Origin of the sequence: Candidatus Corynebacterium faecigallinarum (genome assembly GCF_052264515.1) — a bacterium.
In the GTDB taxonomy this organism is placed as follows: Bacteria; Actinomycetota; Actinomycetes; order Mycobacteriales; family Mycobacteriaceae; genus Corynebacterium; species Corynebacterium faecigallinarum.
Window position 1 is genome coordinate 150,316 of sequence record NZ_JBQQOC010000002.1, and the last position, 19,556, is coordinate 169,871.

Here is a 19,556-nt window from a genome sequence, read left to right on the forward strand (position 1 = left end):
CGGCGGCGGTACCCCACAGTTAGACCCCAACCCCATGTTGTTCACCTCATTTGGCGTCAAATAGCGGTCGCCACGAAGGAGAAGCAAGAAGATGCTCATTTCCCAGCGCCCGGCGTTGAGCGAAGAGTTCGTCAGCCCGTCCCGTTCCCGGTTCGTCATCGAGCCGCTGGAGCCGGGTTTCGGCTACACGCTCGGTAACTCGCTGCGCCGTACCCTGCTGTCGTCCATCCCGGGCGCGGCAGTCACCTCCATCCGGATCGAGGGTGTGCTCCACGAGTTCACCACCATCCCCGGCGTGAAGGAGGATGTCTCCGACATCATCCTGAACATCAAGTCCCTGGTGCTGTCCTCGGACTCCGATGAGCCGGTCACGATGTACATCCGCAAGGAGGGCGCCGGTGAGGTCACCGGAGCCGACGTCGTCGTTCCGACCGGTGTGGAGGTCCACAACCCGGACCTGCACATCGCCACCCTCAACGAGCAGGGCAAGATCGATGTCGAGCTCGTTGTCGAGCGTGGCCGCGGCTACGTTCCGGCGGCTGCCACCACCGGTGAGATCGGCCGTATCCCGGTCGACCAGATCTACTCCCCGGTACTGAAGGTCAGCTACAAGGTCGAGGCCACCCGTGTCGCGCAGCGCACGGACTTCGACAAGCTGGTCATCGATGTCGAGACCAAGAACTCCATCACCGCCCGCGACGCCATGGCGTCCGCAGGCAAGACACTGGTGGAGCTGTTCGGTCTGGCCCAGGAACTGAACATCGCCGCAGAAGGCATCGAGATCGGCCCGTCCCCGACGGAGTCCGAGCACATCGCCGCCTACGGGCTGCCGATCGAGGACCTCGAGTTCTCCGTGCGCTCGTACAACTGCCTGAAGCGCGAGGACATCCACACCGTGGGCCAGCTTGCCGGACGCACCGAGTCCGACCTGCTGGACATCCGCAACTTCGGCCAGAAGTCCATCAACGAGGTCAAGGTCAAGCTCGCCGAGCTGGGCCTGGGTCTCAAGGACGCCCCCGAAGGCTTCGACATCAACGACATTGAGGGCTACGACCCGGAGTCCGGCGAATTCGTCGACACCGAGGGTGAGGACATCGCAGAGTAAATCTGCAGTCCTGGTTCTAACTGGCGCAGGGAACCGCTGTCGGCTGTGCCGGTGACATCGCGCTCACCAGTGCGTCCGCACTGAACTGTGCTGGACCGCGCTGGACACAGTCTGACCAAAGAAACACACGAGGAGAAGTTATGCCTACCCCGAAGAAGGGTGCCCGCCTCGGCGGATCTGCTTCCCACCAGAAGAAGATCCTCGCCAACCTGGCAGCTCAGCTCATCGAGCACGGCGCCATCAAGACCACGGATGCCAAGGCCAAGCTGCTGCGTCCGTACGTCGAGAAGATCATCACCAAGGCCAAGAAGGGCACCGTTGCGGATCGTCGCAACGTCCTGAAGCTCATCACGGACAAGGAAGTTGTCGCTTACCTGTTCAACGAGCTCGCCCCGAAGTTCGAGGGCCGCGAGGGTGGCTACACCCGCATCATCAAGCTGGAGAACCGTAAGGGCGACAACGCCCCGGTGTCCCAGATCTCGCTGGTGCTGGAGGAGCTCGCCTCCACCGAGGCCACCCGCGCAACCCGCGCCGCCGCATCCAAGGCCGCTGAGGCTCCCGAGGTCGAGGCCGACGAGGCCACCGACGCCGCTGCCGCCGATGAGGCTGCAGAGGCCGACGTCACCGAGGCTGCCGAGGAGACCGAGGACGAGGCCAAGTAAGGTCCCGTTCCCCACGGCATGATCGCCGCGGTCCGCCGCGGTGCTCACCCCACCCGCCCCCGTGCACACCACCGTGCGCGGGGGCGGGCTTTTGTGTGCACACACGTGAGCGGTAGTAGCCCGTCCCCGGGCGCTCTCCGGATCACATTGCCAGACCTGGAGGAACGCTCACGGCCCGGGAACGTACCTCCAGGTATGCCAATTTCGGCGGACGGCGGCGGACGGCGGCGGACGGCGGCGGACGCCGGTGATGAGCGGGGCTGAGCGACGGTGTGGGGTGGCGAGGGCTGCCAGGATGGGTTGGTAAGATTTCTCGGGTGTTGTCCTACCGAGGTGCCGGCGTGCTGTTCTTCCTGAGCGGCATCTTCTCCTGCATCGGTCAGGCCGCGGCGTTCATCCGCTGGAAAGGGCTGTACTCGATCACGGACAACCGGCTGGCGGACTTCACCGTCACTGAATGCCAGGTGCTGCGCGACAGTGTCGGTACCCGCTACGTGTGCAATCCGGCGCACGTGGTGACCAATACGTCCTATGTCATCGCCGGTGTGCTGCTGATCGTGGCCGGTGCGGTCATCGCCGCGTCGGCGCAGCGTGAAGGGCATACCACGCTGGGTCTTGTCGTGCCGCTCGTAGTCGGCTCCGGGGTGTTCTACACGGCGGCTGCTCTGGTGCCGTACAACGTCGGCAGGCTCGGCCATGACGTGCTGATGCTGTTCTTCGCGCTGACGGTCTGGACGTTGATGGCACTGCTGGCCGGTCTCGGCTCCTACCGGCGTGCGGCGGGTGCGGATCCGTCCCCGTTGATCTACGGGGCGTACATCCCGCTGACGAAGATGATGCTGTCGGTCTCGGTGCTGGGCATGCTCACGCTGATGTTCCTGGGGTCCAACGGGTTCCCCGGCGCCTACGAGCGCATCGCCTTCGACACCATCACCTTCTGGCTGATCATCATCGGTACCGGGATGTACTCCCTCGGTGGTGCAGCGGACCAGGAGAGCCGCCGTGTCGCTGAGATGGAGGCGCAGTGGGGTGTCGGCCCTGGGGTGAAAGCGAGTCCGGGCGCGACAGGGTCGACAGAGTTGACAGAGCCAACAGAGTCGACAGAGTCGGCCGGGTCGACAGGGTCGACCGGGTCGACGGCTGAGGAGAAGTAGATGGTGGAGTACTGCGAGGAGGTGGTCCGCGTCCGGTTGGACGTGGCCTATGACGGCACCGATTTCCACGGGTGGGCACGTCAGAAGGGCCCGCAGGAGGGGCTCCGTACCGTCGCAGGCGTCCTGGAGGACGCACTTGCGATGGTGTTGCGCCATCCGGTGGAACTGGTTGTCGCCGGACGCACCGACGCCGGCGTGCACGCCAACGGCCAGGTCGCCCATGTCGATGTTCCGGTGTCGGCATTCGAGCAGCGTTCACTGCAGCATCCGGAGGACCTGGTTCGTCGGCTGTCCAGGATCCTGCCCGCCGACATCCGGCTGCACGGCGCGGTACGGGCACCGGAGGGCTTCGACGCCCGGTTCTCGGCGTTGCGCCGCCGGTACGTCTACCGGGTGACGACTGCGCCGGCGGGACCGTTGCCGTTGCGGGTGCGGGATACCGCGGTGTGGCGTCGTGAGGTGGATCTGGACGCGGTGCAGTTGGCGTCGGACGCGCTGGTGGGGCTGCACGACTTCGCAGCCTTCTGCAAGTACCGGCCGAATGCCACGACGGTGCGCGATCTGCAGGAGTTCACGTGGCGGGAGGTCTCGACGGCCGCTGAACCGCAGACCTATGAGGCGGTCGTGGTCGCCGATGCCTTCTGCTGGTCGATGGTGCGCTCGCTGGTGGGTGCGGTTCTGTCGGTGGGGGAGGGGCGGCGTGCAGCGGACTTCACTGCCGGACTGCTCGATGAGCGGGAGCGTAGTTCCAAGGTTCCGGTGGCCCCGGCGTGCGGGTTGAACCTGGTCGCGGTGGACTACCCGGCGGATGCTGAGCTTGCGGCCCGGGCGGAGGTCACCCGTGACCGGCGGGGTCCGGTGGCCTGATCTGAGGGGTTAAGGGGGCCGAGGTTAAGACCTTTAATTTCGTGAACTAACCTTATGGACCCTGACGCACCTAAGGGCCGATCTTCACATGCAGGCCATAATGATCCACAGGAGAATTCATGTCATTCCGTAAGCCTTTTGCTGTCGCGGCCGTTTTGGCTGCCTCGTTGACCCTCGCAGCCTGTGGTGGTGATGACGACGATGATTCGGAAACCACCACTCCGCCTACCTCGACCGTGTCCGAGACGAGCAGTGAATCTGAGACGACGTCGGCGTCCGCGACCAATGAGGACGAGCTGGGGGAGGACGGCGGTTCCAACGGTGGTGGCGAGCCCGGTGAACCGGGCGGCAACGGTGGTGGCAACGCTGGCGGTAACAACTCCGGTGGTGGCAACGGCGGCGGCAACAACAACTCCGGCGGGAATAACTCCGGTGGTGGCAGCAAAAACGGTGGCTCCGCCGGCGACGAGGTCGAGTCCACCGAGACCGAGACCGCGGACGCCGACGACGAGGGTGCGGGGTAGTCGACAGATGCGCCCGAGGCTGCGCCGAACAAGGGCGACGAGTGCACCCGCCTGCAGGCCAATGAGGGTGAGACCACGACGGCGGCCGACGGTTCCACTGTGAGGTGTTACCCCGGTGAAGGGGACAACGCTCCGAACTGGGGATAGCTGACCGGGAATTGGCGGTTCGAAGGAATCCCCAGGTTTCTACACCCCTGCCATGTAGGCATACCTAAAATGTGTCACCATGGTTGGGTAACTCTCCAACCACGAGAAAAGAGGCACCTGTGCTCTACGATGTCCCGAAACCGACCGAAGCACTGCTGATCACCGGTGGTTTCACCGGCCGTGCACCGGACAGTCCCTACCGTGTCGTCGTCGGAGGCGGTGCCTGGTCTGTCCCGGTGCTGCACCGCGTTCAGCGCTTCCACATCGGGGCGAACACGGTCAACATCCAGGTCCGCGCACAGTCCAAGCAGAACGTGGACGTGGACGTCGAAGCCTCCGTGGTGTTCTCCGTGCAGTCGGACAAGCCGAACATCACCCAGGCCGCCAACCGTTTCCTGGGCGTGGACCGTAACCAGATCCTCTCCACCGCCCACGACATCTTCTCCGGTGAGACCCGCGCGATCATCGGCACGCTCACCGTGGAGGAGATGATCTCCGACCGGCTGAAGCTCGCCTCCGAGGTGCTGCACAACGCCGAGGTGAAGATGCTGACCTTCGGCTGGCAGATCGACTCCTTCCAGATCAATTCGATCAGCGACCCCTCCGGCTACATCAACGCTCTCTCCGCACCCGAGCTCGCCCGCGTGGAGCGCGAGAAGGCCGTCGCCGAGGCGCAGCGGGACGCCGAGATCGCCGAGGAGCGGGAGAAGTCCGCACGTCGGAAGTAGCAGTACGAGCGTGACACCCAGATCGAGGTCGCGTCCAACGAGAAGGCCGTGGCGCAGTCCCGCGCCGAGGCCCGCAACGCCGAGCCGCTGGCACAGGCCGAGGCGGACAAGTCCGTCGCCGAGAAGAAGGCCGAGCTGGCGATGATCCAGGCCAAGGCGGACCAGGACACCGCCGCGGCCCAGGCCGAGCTGGCTGTCGAGCAGGCCCGCCTGACGGAGAACAACCTGGTCACCGAGGTCATCAAGCCGGCCGAGGCCGAGGCCAAGCGTCGGCGCATCGAGGCGGAGGCACAGGCCGAGGCCACCCGCATCACCGCCGAGGCACTGTCCGCCGGCGACGCCATCGCCCTGGACCAGCAGATGGTCGAGCAGATGCCGGAGATCATGCGCGCCATCGCCGACAGCCTGGCCACCTCGAACCTGACCATGATCGGTGAGGGTCAGGACCTGACCAAGCTGCTCAGCCAGCTCGCCGGGATCGCCCCGGAGCTGCGCAAGCTGGCGCGTCCGAACGGGGAGGCCGCTGCGTCAGCGGAGCAGGCCGCAGAGTAGGTCAGCGCACCATCCGCGGCACCAGGCGGACCAGCGCCACCATCACCAGCAACTCCACCAGCGTCTGGGTGACGACCATCAGCGGGGCCAGCTGGTAGTCGTCCGGCAGTGCCAGCACCAGAGGCAGCACCACCAGTGAGTTGCGGGTGACCCCGGTGAACACCGTCGCCCGTCGGGCGGCGGTGTTCTGCCTGGCGAGGCGTCCCACCAGTGCGCCGATCAGGGTCATCACCACGGCGAAGGCGAGGTACACCGGGACTACCTTCGCCAGGGTGTCCCAGCGACTGGCCACCCCGTGGATCTGGGAGGCCACCACCACGGCGAGGGTGGCCATCATCAGCGGCACCATCGCCGCCGAGAACACCGAGTCCACGGCGGTGGCGGCGCGGGCGGGACGCCCCGAACCGGAGGCCACCCATTGGGTCACCGCCGCAGCAGTCAGCGGCAGCAGGATCAGCAGCAGGAAGGCCTCGAGGAACGGGCCGGGCTCCACCGACTCGACCACATCCGCGCCGACGAACAGCCAGAGGTACAGCGGTAATGCCACCATCTGCGCCAGCATCAGCACCGGGGTGGCGGCCAGCAGTCGGTCGGACGCCCCGCCGCCCAGGCCAGTGAACACGATGACGTAGTCGATGCACGGGGCGAGCAGCACGAAGAGCACGCCGACCAGCAGCGCCCGGTCGTCGGCGATGGGGCGGGTCAACAGCCACACCACCAGCGGGACCAGCAGGAAGTTCAGCGCACCGATCGTCGCCAGGAACCGCCGGTCACGTACCGCGTCCACGATCCGACGGACGGGGACAGCGAGGAAGGTGGCGTAGAGCAGCAGCACCAGGACCGGGTTGATCGCCGCCTCGGCCGGTTCGGCCACCGCCGGGACCCCGAGCCCGAGCACACCACCGGCAATCAGGGCCAGCAGATACAGGGCCACCTGGCGACGCTCCAGCCACGGCACGACCCCGGACAGGGCGGTAGCGGTCGCGACAGCAGGCGCCTCGGGGGCTGCTGCGGCGGTGTCGGACTCGGTCACGCCGCCCAGCCTAATGGTCGGCCGGTCCGGTGGCGCAGTGGCTTACCGGCGCAGCGGCAACGCGGTGATGGCGATCTGTGTTCCCCCGCCGACGCTCACCCGGCCGGCGTTCAGATCGACGGTGGCGTCCACGACCACCTCACCTCCGGCCATTTCACCGGTGGGATCGACCAGCACCCGGCACTGCTGCGGATGCCATGCCGCCTTCCATTCCTCGATGCTGTGGACCACCGCGACATCCTGCCCGAGGACACGTCCGGACGGTGCGATCGTCGCCGCCACGGTGTCGGTGTCGGCACCTGTGATCACCGTGGTGGAGCCCGGTGGCAGGTTCAACTGCACCGGCACCCCGGACTCGTCGGTACCGACCATCCAACCGGGCAGCGCGGTCGCGTTGAGCACCGTGCCGGGAGGGCAGATCCGCGCACCCACCGGCAGGGCGTCCACCCTGCTGGCCAGCAGTCCACACCCGGCCGCGGCCCAGGCCATCCGGACCGCGAGGCCCTCCGGTACCCCGACAAGGCACCGCGTGGTCTGGCGCAGCAACGACGCCAATCCGGCATAGGAACGCTGCACCGTCGTGGCCGGACGCGGTGCCGGGGCGGTGGCCAGCTGGATCGCGGATTCCGCACCGGGCGCGGCGACGACGGAGGCTACCTCGTCCATCCGTAGGCCGGCGGCGAGCCGGGCCAGCAGTCCAGCATCCACCGTCACTGGTTCGGTGGGGGCGGATCCCCACAGGTCCGGGTGGCACGGATAGACCTGGAACCACACCGTGGCCGCCGGTCGTCCCCGTCCGTGAACCTGGCGGTGGAACCACTCCACCGGTTGCCGAAGTCGTGCATATCCCCGCATTTCGTCCCCTTGTCCGCGATAAGCGATGTACTATCGTCCAGCAAAGCATGGTGGTCGGGGGAATGCGGGAAAATCACTGTTTCTCGCCGTATCCTCCCCGGGCACCTCGGGGTAGATACAACACAGGCATCACAGGGGGATCGTCCATGAGGACAACGGGACTTCAAGTGTCCGGATACGCATTTCTGCTGCGTCGCACGGAACTCGCACTGGTCATCGGTGACCCGCGCATGGCGCAGGATCCGCTGCGCACCCAGCGTCGCGCCATCGGTGTGGGGCTGTTGCTGTCACTGCTGGTCGCTGGCGGGATGCTGCTGGTGGCGATGTTGCGTCCGCAGCCCTCCATCGACGGGGCGGGGCTGGTCGCCGATGAATCCGGGGCGCTGCACGTGCGCATCGACGACGTCTTCCACCCGGTGACCAATGTCGCCTCGGCCCGGCTGCTGCTCGGCTCCACGGAGGAGGTCACCCGGTCGACCTCGGCGCAGTTGTCGCAGCTGCCGTCGGGTCCACCGGTGGGGATTTCGGACGCGCCGGGTGTCGTCGCCGCAGCGTCCTCGCAGTGGGCGTTGTGTCGCGACGGGGTCGTTGCAGCGACGGGGGGATCGGTGCAGGACGCCGGACCGGTGGTGGTCGACGCCCCGAACGGACTGTGGCTGGTGGTGGACGACACGAGGATGCTGCTGGGCCCCTCCGACGGGATTGGTGGACAGCTGGCCCGGGCGGTCGGCGCGGCCCCGGTCCCGGTGACTGAGGGGATGCTGCAGGTGTTGCGGCGAGGTCCGGACGTGTCTTTGGGCGCACTGGACGGGCTGGTGACCAGCGGCGACCGGGTGTTCCTCGCCGGTCCGACGCGGGTCGCCGAGATGACCGGCACCCGCCGGGCGGTCGCTGAGGTTCTGGTCCCCACCCCGGCTGAACAGCTACCGCTGGCGGAGATCCTGTCGCGTCCGGAGATGACCGGGACGGCAGCGTTGTCCCATGTGCCAGCGGCCATGTCCTTCGACACGGTGGAGGAGGTCTGCGTGGGCGATGGTGTGGTGCACGCCCCCGACCCGGGCGCCGGCCCTGCGGTCGGCCCCGGCTCCCACTTCGCGGGGCCGCGGGGGACGTCTGCCGTCCTGACCGAACGAGGTTTCGTCCTGGTCAGCGAGGCCGGGGTGCGGTACTCGGTGACCTCGGTGGAGGAGCTGGAGGCGATGGGGGACTGGGGTGGGGAGGGCGGCGTCGCCGCACTGCCTGAGGTGTCCTTCCGGGTACTGGAGCCCCTGCCGGACGGCGGTGTGCTGTCACAGGACCGGGCCAGGGAAACGCTGACCAGCGCAGCTGCCTGAAGTCCGGAGCGTCACCCTCGGCGCAGGTCGCACAGCCCTCGCAGCACCCCGGTGGCCAGGACCGCCACCAGCCCCAGAGCGCCCAGCCCGAGGGGAATGCGCAGGTCGCGGTGCTCGGGTGTCGGGTGGACGACGGCCACGGTCGCCGGCAGAGCGAAAGGGCCTGTCTCGGTGGCACCGGTGGTCACAGCCGTACCCGGCAGGGACCGGTCGGCGGCCGCAGCGACGGCGGCCTGCGGGTCAACGACATCGACGACACCATGTTGGGCAGTATCCACCAGCAGGGAACGGACCTGCGTCGCCGTCAGCCCGGGATCGACCTGCCAGATCAGTGCCGCAGTGGCGGCAACCACCGGGGTGGCGAAACTGGTGCCGGTGAACGGGGCCGGATCCCCGACGACCGTCCGAACCGTCTCGCCCAGCCGCATCGGCGCAGACACCGGACCACCTGGGGCGTGAAGGTCGACCCAGTGGCCGGGGGTGCTGTAGTCGGCTGACAGCCGTCCGGCATTGAGCTGCGCGCCACTGGCCTCGGCCAGCCGGGCATCCACCCCGCCGACGGTGAGGACACCGGGCAGCGCCGCGGGGTAGGGGACCTGACCGTCCTGGCACTGTCCGGTATTACCCGCCGCGGCGACAACGAGGAGCCCGGCATCCTCGGCGCCGTGCACCGCACGGCGGAGTTCGGCGGTGTCCTCGCAGGCCACCACGGACATGGTGATCACCCGCACATCGTGTTCGGCAGCGGCCCGGCGCGCCCGGTCCACTGCGGAGACCAGGTCGGCGACGGTGGTCCGGTCGGGGTCCTCACCGGCCCCGGTTCCCTGCCGGACGGAGACGATGGTGGCGTCCGGCGCGACCGTGCGCACCACGCCGGCGACGGCGGTGCCGTGCAACAGGCAACGGTCGCGGTCGGCGGGGTTCAGGGTGCGGACCCCCGGTGCATCGACCCCGGTGTCGATGACGGCGACACCGACACCTCGACCGGTGGAAACCTGGTGGGGCAGGTCGACGTCCACCGGTAGCGGGTCGCCGAAGACCGGCTCGTCGCAGCGTGGTTCGGCAAACGCCGGCGCGGATGGCTCGAGACCCGGGACCGTCGCCACCGGCAGGACGGTGAGGGCAGTGGTCAGGGCAACTGCCAGGGAAACTGCCAGAGTGTGCCTCATCCGATGCCCCGGACCAGGTCGAAAATGCCGGTGGTGGCGATGAGTAGCGGGATGGCCACGGCGAAGGCGATGGTCTCGGTGATGTCCAGCACCCGGCCGGCCAGCGGAGAGGTGACCCGCACGGCCGGCAGAGCGGCGGGGGCCAGGGCCAGGAGCGACCAGGCCCCCGGCAGGTGGAGCGCCACCCAGGTCAGCAACAGTGTGGCGGTGACCGTCACTACCACGGAGTGGACCGGTCGGCAGGCCCGGGCGGACAGGCCGGTCAGTGCGACGACCAGGAGGGCGGCGATGGTCCAGACCGGGACGTCCGACTCCCCGGCGGGGAGTAGCTGCACCGTCCCGGCGAGTAGGACGACACAGCAGGTCACCACCATTGCCGGATGCAGTGAGCGGGCCCGGGCAGCGGTGGCGCCGGTGTCGGGCCGGCTGTCGGGCGAGGATTCCAGGGCATCGAAGAGACCGGTCGCCGGGATCCGCGGCAACCTGACACCGGCCAACCCCAGTGCGAGCTGGCCGGAGAAGGTCAGTGCGGCCAACCCCAGCAGCATCGTCACCCCGGGGACGACATTGAGGACGGCGGCGATGAGCAGCCCCACACTCACCACCCGTTCCGGCCCCGGACGCCACACCGCCAATGCGGCAAACAGGCAGGCGGCAACCACACTGGCCTGCAGCCCCACGCCGAAGCCGAGGAGTGCGGCCACCGGCACGTACCGCGCATCGGTCAGGGAGGCGGCGGCTGCGGCGAAAGTGGCGACGAGCTGGGCGGCCCAGATCAGCAGCACCACGACCGGAACCCCGGGCACCGCGGGCACCGCGAATTCCCCGACCGCTCCGTCCAGCACCGTCTGCGCGGTCGCACTGACCCCCAGCGGGTGCCAGACCAGCTCCGGCAACTGCTCCATGGCGCCCGCAGGCAGGAACCACGACACCACCGCGGCCAGGCAGGCGGCGACCCAGGCCGCCGGGGAGGGCGGGACGTCCTCACTGAGCCGGCCGACATCGTCGACCGGTGGGGCGGGCAGCCCGGCACGTTGCAGGGTGAGGCGCTCGCCGGGGCGGACTTCGGACTCGGCCAGGGACCGCTCGGGGCGCAGCACCCCCACCGGCCCGGACAGTCGCCACAGGTCACCGGGTTCGGCGGTGACCAGGTGGGGGATGAGTTCGGCGACGGGCACCGTGTCGGCGACGGTGGCTTCGACGGTGCGGTCCGGGCCTCGCCCGATGACGGTGATGCTGACAGCGATCATGGGTGTTGTGTCCCCCGTGGTGTTCTCCGCCTGCGGCCGGTCGCGTCCCCTCCGACGCGTCCCCTCGGTCAACCGTAGGTGGTTCATTGGGCAGCGTACGCGAAAAAGTCTCCCGCGGTGAACAATTCTGCGGTACTGTTCGTCCTCAAGGGACGGGGCCGGGTTCGGGGGCTTCGTGGACATGGGGTTGTCATACGTGGGTTGTCACCACGGGGGAATCCAGCGGGAATCCAGCGGGAATTTACAGGGGTTGATCACACATGAAGTCGCAGGCGCCACCGACTCTGCCGAAGAGCAAACAGCCGTTCATCCGGCTGCTCATGCCGGTGGTGATGGTCGTTGCCGTGGTCGGCATGGTCGCTGCCATGGTGTTGTCGGGGATGGGACGCAGCCCGATGGCGTTCATTTTCCCGCTGATGATGCTGGGTTCCCTGGCGATGATGATCTCCCCGGGCGGTCAGGACGTCGACGAGATCCGGCGTGGGTTCCACCGCCACATCGATGCGTTGAGTGATTCCTTGCGACGGGCCCGCCGCCGGCAGTTGGAGGACGCCGCGGTGCACCGTCCGGATCCGCAGGCGTTGTGGACGATCGCGGCCGAGACGAGCAGCGCCACCGGCACCTCCGACACCGGGGAGGCGGGCGTGGTGCGGATCGGTACTGCCGTCCAGGCGCCTGATGACCCGCTGGAGATCCCGGTCGACGCCCCGCCGGAGGACCTGGAGCCGGTGTGCGCCACCACGTTGCGCAGCCTCGCCGGTAGTTACGCCACCGTCGATGCCCCGGTTGCGGTGGACCTGCGTGAGTTCGACTGCGTGGTGGTCACCGGGGCAGGGGCATCGGCGTTGGTACGCGCGATACAAGGCCAGTTGGTGATGCAGGACGCGTCGGCCATCACCGTGCAGGGTCCGCACCGGCGGTGGCTGCCGCACGAGGGGCCACTGACCGTCCGGGTGGTGGGGACGGAGACGGACACCGCCGACACTGCCGACACTGCCATGCCGACCCCGGTCTCCGGCGGTGACACCGTGACCGTCATCGCCGACGCCGGTGACGACCCGGCCACCGCCGGGTGGCACGACCTTGCCCGCAGATCAGGCCTGCTGTTGCAGGTGGGCGAGGACCGGGCGATGTCGGTGTGGACGGTCGACGGGTGGCGTGCCTTCGCCACCGCCGACGCCCTCAGCGACGTGGAACTCGCGGCGCTGTGCCGGTCGCGGACGACCCGGCGCGTGGCGTCCTCCCTGCTTGATCTCGGTGGCGGGGACCTGCGCGCTCCGATCGGCTTCGCCCCGGCGCCGGTGTACCTGGACATCCGCGAGTCCGCCAAGGGCGGGATCGGCCCGCACGGGTTGTGCATCGGTGCGACGGGGTCGGGGAAGAGTGAGCTGCTCAAGGCGGTGGTCACCAGCTTCGCCCACCAGCATTCGGCCGAGGAACTCAACTTCGTGCTCATCGACTTCAAAGGCGGGGCGGCGTTCACCGGCCTGGAGAGGTTGCCGCACACCAGTGCGGTGATCACCAACCTGTCCGAGGAGGCGGTGCTGGTAGACCGGATGCAGGACTCCCTGCTCGGGGAGATGCACCGTCGGCAGGAGAAGTTGCACGCCGCCGGTGTGGCGACCGCCGCCGACTACAACCGGTCATTTCCCGGGGAGATGCCGGCGTTGTTCATCATCGTCGACGAGTTCTCCGAGCTGCTGCACGCCCGGCCCGAGTTCGCCGAGGTCTTTGCCGCGATCGGCCGGCTGGGCCGCAGCCTGCAGATGCATCTGCTGCTGGCCAGCCAGCGGTTGGAGGAAGGGCGGCTGCGCGGTCTGGAGTCGCACCTGTCGTACCGGATCGCGTTGCGGACGTTCTCGGCGGCGGAGTCGCGCCAGCTGATCGGCTCGACGGCGGCGTTCGACCTGCCCGCCTCCCCGGGCGCGGCGATTTTGTCATCGACAAGTCAGGTCCGTTTCCAGTCCGCCTATGTGTCCGGCCCGGAAGTGCCCCGCGACCAGCGTCTGGTCTGTGAGCTGGGCGTGGAGCCGGAGTCGGCGGGGACCACGATGGACCTGGTCATCGATGCGTTGTCCGGGCCGAACAAGCACCCGATCTGGTTGGATCCGCTGCCGGAGACGCTGGCGGCCAGTGCGGTGATGGGCGACGCGACGGGCCCCGACGTCCCGCTGACGGTGCCCCTGGGGTTGGAGGATCTGCCGTTCGACGGGGTACAGCGTCGCTTCGTGCTGGATTTGCGACGCCGCCACTGGGCGGTGGTCGGCCAGCCGGGTACGGGCAAGACGATGCTGCTACGATCCCTGGTGCTCGGGCTGGCGTTGTCCTCGCCGCAGGTGGCGGTGTACGTGGTGGATCCCGGTGGGTCTCTGGCGCATCTTGAACGGTTGCCGCAGGTGGCGTGCGTGGCGGGCCCGGAGCTGCTGCCCCGGATCCTCGATGAGCTCGAGGAGGAGGGACCGGGGGAGACCGGTGGGGACGTCCCGGCGCACCGGGTGCTCATCGTCGACGGGGTGGAGTCCCTCGGCGAGGAGGACCGCCGGTTGGCGACGTTCACGGCCGGCGCCCTGGAGCGTGGGGTGCACGTGGTCGTCACCTCCCAGCGGTGGACGTTCCGGCCCAGCCTGCGTGACCTGCTCACCGGGTCGGTGGAGTTGCGGATGAACCCGGTGGACTCGAACTTCCGGGACGCCCAGCGCAGCCTGCCGGATCTGCCGGGACGCGGGGTGTCGCCGCAGGGTAAGCACCTGCAGATCGTGGTCTCCGGGGCGCAGGACATCGAGCACGCACGCCGGGTCAGTGTGGACCGTCGTGAGGAGGACCGGACGCTTCGGGTGCTTCCGGAGTTCTGCACCATTGATGCCCTGGAGCGCGGCGGTACCAGCGCAGTGGCGCTCGGTATCGGAGGCCCGCGCCTGTCCACGGTGTGGTGGAATTCGGCGGCGTTGCCGCACCTGACGGTGGTGGGGCAGTCCAGGGCAGGGGCGACGACGGCTCTGCGGACCGTGATCGGTGCGGTGGGGCGCACCGGGAACGCACTGCTGGTCTCGGATGCGCGCCGGGGACTGCTCGGAGAAGCCGGGTACGTCTCACCGGCGGGGTTCGCCGACCGGATACGTGAGTGGGTGACGGTGCTGACCGGACGGATCCCGGGCGACGGGGTGACCCCGGAGATGCTGCGCAACCGCAGTTGGTGGAGTGGCCCGGAGCTGTATGTGGTGGTTGATGACCTGGACCATTCCGTGGAGCTGGCCGCCGCAGTGGACCTGCTGGTCCCGCTGCTGCCCCATGCGGCTGACATCGGGCTGCACCTGGTGCTGGCACGTCGGAGTGCGGGGATGGCCCGCAATGCGTTCAGCCCGTTGATGCAGGGTACCCGGGACCAGTCGGCGTGGCTGGTGTTGTCGGCGCCGAGAGAGGACGGCCCGGTGGCCGGGCAGGTGCTGTGTCCCCGCGAGCCGGGTCGCGGCCTGCTGGTGCAGGGCAGCGCGGTGGAGTTGCAGGTGGCGGTTGCCCCGGTGGCAGGGGCAGCAGCTGAGGTCGAATCCGAGTCTGATACGAGCGTGGAGGTGACCGTATGAGTGCGATGCTGACCGATGCCGTGGCATTGTCGGAGTCGGGAGTGCTGGTCAACGGACTGTCGGCGACTGACCTGCTGAGCGGATTCCAGGTCACCGGTGAAGAGACGGTGGAAGCGGCCGAACCGGAGGAGGCGGGCCCGTCGCCGGACTTCCGTGGGTCAGGTGTGCTACTGCGTCGGCTGGAGGCGGTGCGGGAACTGGTCGCCGAGGTGTTGGACGCCCGTGCCGAGGACCCGGAGCTCACCAGTGCGAACCCTGCCGTGCCGCGGACGGTCTTCCCCTGGGGCATCGGGATCGCAACCTCCGATGTGGTGGTCGTCGGCCCGGACAAGGACGTCACCGCTGCCTACCTACGGATGGTGGGCCTGCGGGCCCGGACGGTGGATGCCACGGAGCCGCTGCGGATCGCCGGTGAGTTGGCTGCGGCACGCTCCGCGGTCACCGACGGGGTGTTGGAGGACCCCGAGTCTGAACCGGATCAGGCACCGGCACCGGAGCCTGATCTGGACCCGGACGGTGGCCCGCGTGCTGGCGTCGACTTCGATTCTGCCGTCGACCAGGATGCTCGGCGTACGTCCCCGCGTCCCGCGGTCGTCGCTGCAGTGGGTGTGGCCATCGTCGGTGTCGCCGCCGTGGCCGTCGCGGGCATGGTCGTCCTGCCCACTGCGGGCACGGCTGATGCGGTCGATGGTGCTGACAGCGCGATGCAGAGCTCGGCGCCATCGGCACAGCAGTCCCCACCGGTACAGCCGGATCCTGCTGACCCGGCAGACCAATGGCGTGACCTGACCAGTGAATCGGGACATCCCCGGCCCCAGGTGACGGTCGCCGTCGACGTCCCCGGCTGGCAGGTCACCGACAGTTCCGAACAGCGGGAGATCTGGACGTCCGACGATGCGGGCATGAGGGTGCTGACTGCGGCGGCGCCGACACCGGTCGGCACCCAGGCGGAGTTGGATGCCGCGATGCTCACCGCCCTCGAGGACGCTGTCGGTGCCGGGGCTGACGGAACTCTTGTGGTCACCGCACACGCGCCGGTGGACTACGAGGAGAGCTTCCCGGAGTCCACCACGCAGTGGCGGGTGCGGCTTATCGACGGCCACCAGGTCTCGATCGGTTGCCAGTACCGCGACCCCACTGCGGCACGGTTGGCGGCCTGTGACCGGTTCACCGCGACGGCACGGGTCGATTCACCGTGAGGTGCGGACAGCGTCCTCCCGGCCGAACCGCTTGAGCTGGGTGACATGCTCCGGGGTCAGCTCGTCGAGGGTGTTGACCTGCAGCAGCTTCATGGTGCGCACGATCTGGGAGCGCAGGATCTCGATGGTGCGGTCCACACCCTCCCGGCCGCCGGCCATCAGGCCGTAGAGGTAGGCCCGGCCGATCAGGGTGAAGTCGGCACCCAGGGCGATGGCGGCCACGATGTCGGCACCGTTCATGATGCCGGTGTCGATGATGACCTCCATGTCGTCGCCGACCTCGCAGGCGACCTGGGGCAGCAGCTCGAAGGGCACGGGGGCTCGGTCGAGCTGGCGTCCACCGTGGTTCGACAGCACGACGGAGTCCACACCGAGCTCGCCGAGGGTCACGGCGTCCTCCAGGGTCTGCACACCCTTCACCGAGATCTTGCCCGGCCACATCTCCCGGATGACCTTCAGGTCCTCGTAGTTGATGGTCGGGTCCATCGCCGAGTCGAGCAGCTCACCGACGGTGCCGCCGGTCGACGACAGGGAGGCGAACTCCAGCGGCGGGGTGGTCAGGAAGTCGACCCACCACCAGGGCCGCGGGATGGCGTCCAGAATGGTCTTGGCGGTGAGCTGCGGCGGGATGGAGAACCCGTGGCGGGTGTCGCGCATCCGGTTGCCGGCGACCGGGGCGTCCACGGTGAAGAAGAGGGTGTCGAAGCCGGCGGCGGCCGCGCGCTCCACCAGCCCGTAGGAGATGTCGCGGTCCTTCATCACGTAGAGCTGGAACCAGTTGCGCCCGTTCGGGTTGGTGGCCTTGACGTCCTCGATGGAGGTGGTGCCCAGGGTGGAGAGGCTGAACGGGATCCCGGCGGCGGCCGCGGCACCGGCACCGGCGACCTCACCCTCGGTCTGCATCAGGCGGGTGAACCCGGTGGGGGCGATGCCGAAGGGCAGGGCGGAGGTGCCGCCGTGGATGTGGGCGGTGGTGTCGGTGGCGGAGGCGTCCTTGAGGATCGACGGGTGGAACTCGATGTCCTCGAAGGCCTGGCGGGCACGAGCCATGGAGATCTCGCCCTCTGCACCGCCGTCGGTGTAGTCGAAGGCGGACGCCGGGGTGCGGCGCTTGGCGATCTTGCGCAGATCGTAGATGGTCAGGGCGGAGTCCAGGCGACGCTTCTTCGCATTGAGCTCGGGCTTCTTGAACTGCATCAGCTCGAAGATCTCGGAGGGATGGGGGAGTTGGCGCTTGACCATGACGGTCTCCTTGTCTGTGGTTGGTTGAGGTTGGTTGTGGTCGGTGTTGGTTTGCTGTGGTCGGACCACAGGAGGTCTGTGGTGCCGAGGGTACTCGTGTCGGCCGGCTCCGCTAGGGCAGCATCCAGTCGAAGACGGTGGCCTGCAGGCCGTTGATCAGGCACAGGGCGGCGAGCATGCCCAGGCTCCAGAACATCACCTTGCGCAGGATCTCGGATTCCCGGCCGGCCAGTCCCACGGCGGTGGCGACGATGGTGAGGTTCTGCGGGCTGACCAGTTTCGCGACCACGCCGCCGGAGGTGTTGGATGCCACCATGAGTGCCGGGTCCAGGTCGGCCTGGATGGCCGCGGTCTGCTGCAGAGTGGCGAACAGGGCGTTGGCGCTGGTGTCCGAACCGGTCACCGCCGTGCCCAGCCAGCCCAGGACCGGTGCGAAGAAGGCGAAGGCCGCACCCGCCCCGGCGATCCAGAAGCCGATGGTGATGGTCTGCCCCGACTGGTTCATCACATAGGCCAGTGACAGCACTGCGGCGACGGTGAGGATGGAGAACCGCATCTTCACCAGGTTCTCCCAGTACGCCAGCACGGCGACCTTCGGGGAGACGCGGTAGATGATGGCGACGAGGATGCCGGTGAACAGCAGCAGCGTTCCCGGTGAGGACAGCCAGGTGAAGTTGAACACCGTGGAGGTCGAGACGTCCCCGTCGGCGGTGAGGACATTGCCGTGCAGGCCGGGCCACTCGATCGCGACATCCGTGCCGTCGAGGAAGTCCTTGACCGGTGCCCAGAGTTTGGCGACCGAGAAGACGACGATGACCAGCAGGTAGGGGACGAGTGCCATGAAGGTGCGCCACGGGGTCAGGGTGCGTGTGGAGGTGTCACCGGTGCCGGCGGCGCCGGCGGCACCCGCGGCGGTCTCGGTTCCGGCGACGTCCTGGACGTCGCCCTCCTGCTCCTCGAGGTGGCGTTCGGCCAGCAACTTCTCGCGGGCCTCGGCGGTGCCTCGCGGTTGCCAGAAGCGCAGCATGATCACGGCGGCGGCCAGGCCCGACAGGGCCGAGATGATGTCGGTGAGCTCGACGGAGATGTAGTTGGCGGAGATGAACTGCGTGACGGAGAAGACGGCACCGATGACCAGTGCGATCGGCCAACACTGCTTCACTCCCCGTTTGCCGTCGACGAGAAGGCAGAGGAACAGCGGGACCACAAGGGCGATGAACGGTGTCTGGCGTCCGACGATGGCACCGATGTGCTCATAGTCGATGCCGGTCAGCGCCCCGGCGGTGATGATCGGTGTGGCGATCGCGCCGAAGGCCACCGGGGCGGTGTTGGCGACCAGCACAGCGACCGCTGCACGCATCCGGGAGAACCCGATTGCCAGCAGCATCACGCCGGTGATGGCCAGGGGAGCACCGAATCCGGCCAGCGCCTCGAGCATGCCGCCGAAGCAGAAGGCGACGAGGATGGCTTGGACCCGGGGATCGTCCGAGATGCGGTCGATGACGGCGCGGAGATCGAGGAAGCGTCCGGAACGCACCGTGAGTTCGTAGAACCAGATGGCGGTGACCACGATCCACATGATCGGGAACAGGCCGAAGATGGCGCCCTGGGTCGCGGACAGCCCGGCGAGGCCGACGGGCATGTCGTAGATGAGGATGGCGATGACCAGTGAGACGCCGAGCGCTGCCAGGCCGGCCCAGTGGGCTTTCCATCGCAGCAGACCCAGTGCCACGAAGACGGTGACCAGCGGCAGCAGGGCGACCAGTGCCGAGAGGAGAAGATTGTCGGCAACCGGGGCGAGGTCGGGTTGGTACAGGGAGTTCATCGTATGTCTGTCCACCTTGCGGGGGTTGTGGGGTGGGCTGTGGCGTCGGCATCCGGGATGGTGACCTGCGTCACCGATGTGGTCATACCACACACTAGATCACGGAAAGTTTCACCGTCAAGACTTTGTTCTGAGTGCGGGAAGATTGCCCGCAGCTGGTGCGGTGAGGACTCTGCGACGGTGTGGATGTACCACGAGTCAGCGCGGAGACAGCGCGGAGACAGCGCGGAGACAGCGCGGAGACAGTTCAGAGACAGTGCAGGGGGACTGTGGGAACACCGGGCGGGGACCGTTCGACGTGGTACAAACAAGACCATGACCCAGCAGGA

16 protein-coding genes are annotated in these 19,556 nt (G+C 68.1%); 10 read left to right on the top strand and 6 right to left on the bottom strand.

Going from position 1 to position 19,556, the window contains the following annotated elements:
• The first annotated feature begins 91 nt into the window (after nucleotides 1–91).
• The 7 genes from ACTXPP_RS01925 to ACTXPP_RS01955 all read left to right on the top strand — a co-directional run bounded on the left by ACTXPP_RS01925 (nucleotide 92) and on the right by ACTXPP_RS01955 (nucleotide 5,739).
• Complete coding sequence (locus ACTXPP_RS01925; protein ID WP_301498736.1) at nucleotides 92–1,105, top strand: DNA-directed RNA polymerase subunit alpha; 1,014 nt, start codon at nucleotides 92–94, stop codon at nucleotides 1,103–1,105.
• A gap of 140 nt (nucleotides 1,106–1,245) precedes the next feature.
• Nucleotides 1,246–1,767 (top strand): 50S ribosomal protein L17, encoded by a 522-nt coding sequence (gene rplQ / locus ACTXPP_RS01930; protein ID WP_301498738.1) that lies wholly within the window; start codon nucleotides 1,246–1,248, stop codon nucleotides 1,765–1,767.
• A 317-nt stretch (nucleotides 1,768–2,084) separates the two neighbouring features.
• Nucleotides 2,085–2,921 carry a hypothetical protein gene (locus tag ACTXPP_RS01935; protein ID WP_443340609.1) on the top strand — a complete coding sequence of 279 codons (837 nt, stop codon included), beginning with the start codon at nucleotides 2,085–2,087 and terminating at the stop codon, nucleotides 2,919–2,921.
• Nucleotides 2,922–3,788, top strand: coding sequence for a tRNA pseudouridine(38-40) synthase TruA (gene truA, locus ACTXPP_RS01940; protein ID WP_443340611.1), 867 nt, complete (start codon nucleotides 2,922–2,924; stop codon nucleotides 3,786–3,788). It abuts the gene before it with no gap.
• A 119-nt stretch (nucleotides 3,789–3,907) separates the two neighbouring features.
• Entirely contained in the window at nucleotides 3,908–4,312 is a 405-nt protein-coding gene (locus ACTXPP_RS01945) for a hypothetical protein (protein ID WP_443340613.1), read from the top strand.
• A 266-nt stretch (nucleotides 4,313–4,578) separates the two neighbouring features.
• Nucleotides 4,579–5,187, top strand: a complete 609-nt coding sequence (locus tag ACTXPP_RS01950; RefSeq protein WP_443340614.1) for a flotillin family protein — start codon at nucleotides 4,579–4,581, stop codon at nucleotides 5,185–5,187.
• A 48-nt stretch (nucleotides 5,188–5,235) separates the two neighbouring features.
• The gene (locus ACTXPP_RS01955) at nucleotides 5,236–5,739 is read left to right on the top strand and encodes a flotillin family protein (RefSeq protein WP_443340616.1); all 504 of its coding nucleotides are present in this window, start codon (nucleotides 5,236–5,238) and stop codon (nucleotides 5,737–5,739) included.
• Nucleotide 5,740: 1 nt separating this feature from the next.
• Here the strand turns inward: ACTXPP_RS01955 and ACTXPP_RS01960 are convergent, their stop codons facing one another.
• Nucleotides 5,741–6,709, bottom strand: a complete 969-nt coding sequence (locus tag ACTXPP_RS01960; RefSeq protein WP_367618716.1) for an arsenic resistance protein — start codon at nucleotides 6,707–6,709, stop codon at nucleotides 5,741–5,743.
• A 105-nt stretch (nucleotides 6,710–6,814) separates the two neighbouring features.
• On the bottom strand, nucleotides 6,815–7,597 hold the full coding sequence (locus ACTXPP_RS01965) for a hypothetical protein (RefSeq protein ID WP_443340617.1): 783 nt from the start codon (nucleotides 7,595–7,597) through the stop codon (nucleotides 6,815–6,817).
• Nucleotides 7,598–7,773: 176 nt separating this feature from the next.
• Between ACTXPP_RS01965 and eccB the strand changes: the two genes are divergently transcribed.
• Nucleotides 7,774–8,961, top strand: a complete 1,188-nt coding sequence (eccB, locus tag ACTXPP_RS01970) for a type VII secretion protein EccB (RefSeq protein WP_443340618.1) — start codon at nucleotides 7,774–7,776, stop codon at nucleotides 8,959–8,961.
• An 11-nt stretch (nucleotides 8,962–8,972) separates the two neighbouring features.
• On the opposite strand, the gene ACTXPP_RS01975 is transcribed toward eccB, so the two are convergent.
• Nucleotides 8,973–10,130: a S8 family serine peptidase gene (locus ACTXPP_RS01975; protein WP_443340620.1), complete on the bottom strand. Its 1,158-nt coding sequence runs from the start codon at nucleotides 10,128–10,130 to the stop codon at nucleotides 8,973–8,975.
• The gene (locus ACTXPP_RS01980; protein WP_443340622.1) at nucleotides 10,127–11,380 is read right to left on the bottom strand and encodes a ubiquitin family protein; all 1,254 of its coding nucleotides are present in this window, start codon (nucleotides 11,378–11,380) and stop codon (nucleotides 10,127–10,129) included. The genes ACTXPP_RS01975 and ACTXPP_RS01980 overlap by 4 nt, the downstream gene beginning before the upstream one ends.
• 260 nt (nucleotides 11,381–11,640) lie before the next feature.
• Between ACTXPP_RS01980 and ACTXPP_RS01985 the strand changes: the two genes are divergently transcribed.
• Both ACTXPP_RS01985 and ACTXPP_RS01990 read left to right on the top strand, forming a co-directional pair.
• Entirely contained in the window at nucleotides 11,641–14,961 is a 3,321-nt protein-coding gene (locus ACTXPP_RS01985; protein WP_301495690.1) for an FtsK/SpoIIIE domain-containing protein, read from the top strand.
• Complete coding sequence (locus ACTXPP_RS01990; RefSeq protein ID WP_301495691.1) at nucleotides 14,958–16,160, top strand: type VII secretion-associated protein; 1,203 nt, start codon at nucleotides 14,958–14,960, stop codon at nucleotides 16,158–16,160. The genes ACTXPP_RS01985 and ACTXPP_RS01990 overlap by 4 nt, the downstream gene beginning before the upstream one ends.
• Here ACTXPP_RS01990 and ACTXPP_RS01995 read toward each other — a convergent pair.
• On the bottom strand, nucleotides 16,152–17,402 hold the full coding sequence (locus tag ACTXPP_RS01995) for an alpha-hydroxy acid oxidase (protein WP_301495693.1): 1,251 nt from the start codon (nucleotides 17,400–17,402) through the stop codon (nucleotides 16,152–16,154). The genes ACTXPP_RS01990 and ACTXPP_RS01995 overlap by 9 nt on opposite strands.
• A 112-nt stretch (nucleotides 17,403–17,514) precedes the next feature.
• Nucleotides 17,515–19,227, bottom strand: a complete 1,713-nt coding sequence (locus ACTXPP_RS02000; protein WP_301495695.1) for an L-lactate permease — start codon at nucleotides 19,225–19,227, stop codon at nucleotides 17,515–17,517.
• Nucleotides 19,228–19,556 lie beyond the last annotated feature (329 nt).

Excerpts from the sequence above, each read along its gene's own strand:
- ACTXPP_RS01925 (WP_301498736.1), top strand. The coding sequence starts at position 92 with ATGCTCATTTCCCAGCGCCCGGCGTTGAGCGAAGAGTTCGTCAGCCCG.
- rplQ (WP_301498738.1), top strand. The coding sequence starts at position 1,246 with ATGCCTACCCCGAAGAAGGGTGCCCGCCTCGGCGGATCTGCTTCCCAC.
- truA (WP_443340611.1), top strand. The coding sequence starts at position 2,922 with ATGGTGGAGTACTGCGAGGAGGTGGTCCGCGTCCGGTTGGACGTGGCC.
- ACTXPP_RS01945 (WP_443340613.1), top strand. The coding sequence starts at position 3,908 with ATGTCATTCCGTAAGCCTTTTGCTGTCGCGGCCGTTTTGGCTGCCTCG.
- eccB (WP_443340618.1), top strand. The coding sequence starts at position 7,774 with ATGAGGACAACGGGACTTCAAGTGTCCGGATACGCATTTCTGCTGCGT.
- ACTXPP_RS01975 (WP_443340620.1), bottom strand. The coding sequence starts at position 10,130 with ATGAGGCACACTCTGGCAGTTTCCCTGGCAGTTGCCCTGACCACTGCC.
- ACTXPP_RS01980 (WP_443340622.1), bottom strand. The coding sequence starts at position 11,380 with ATGATCGCTGTCAGCATCACCGTCATCGGGCGAGGCCCGGACCGCACC.
- ACTXPP_RS01985 (WP_301495690.1), top strand. The coding sequence starts at position 11,641 with ATGAAGTCGCAGGCGCCACCGACTCTGCCGAAGAGCAAACAGCCGTTC.
- ACTXPP_RS01990 (WP_301495691.1), top strand. The coding sequence starts at position 14,958 with ATGAGTGCGATGCTGACCGATGCCGTGGCATTGTCGGAGTCGGGAGTG.
- ACTXPP_RS01995 (WP_301495693.1), bottom strand. The coding sequence starts at position 17,402 with ATGGTCAAGCGCCAACTCCCCCATCCCTCCGAGATCTTCGAGCTGATG.
- ACTXPP_RS02000 (WP_301495695.1), bottom strand. The coding sequence starts at position 19,227 with ATGAACTCCCTGTACCAACCCGACCTCGCCCCGGTTGCCGACAATCTT.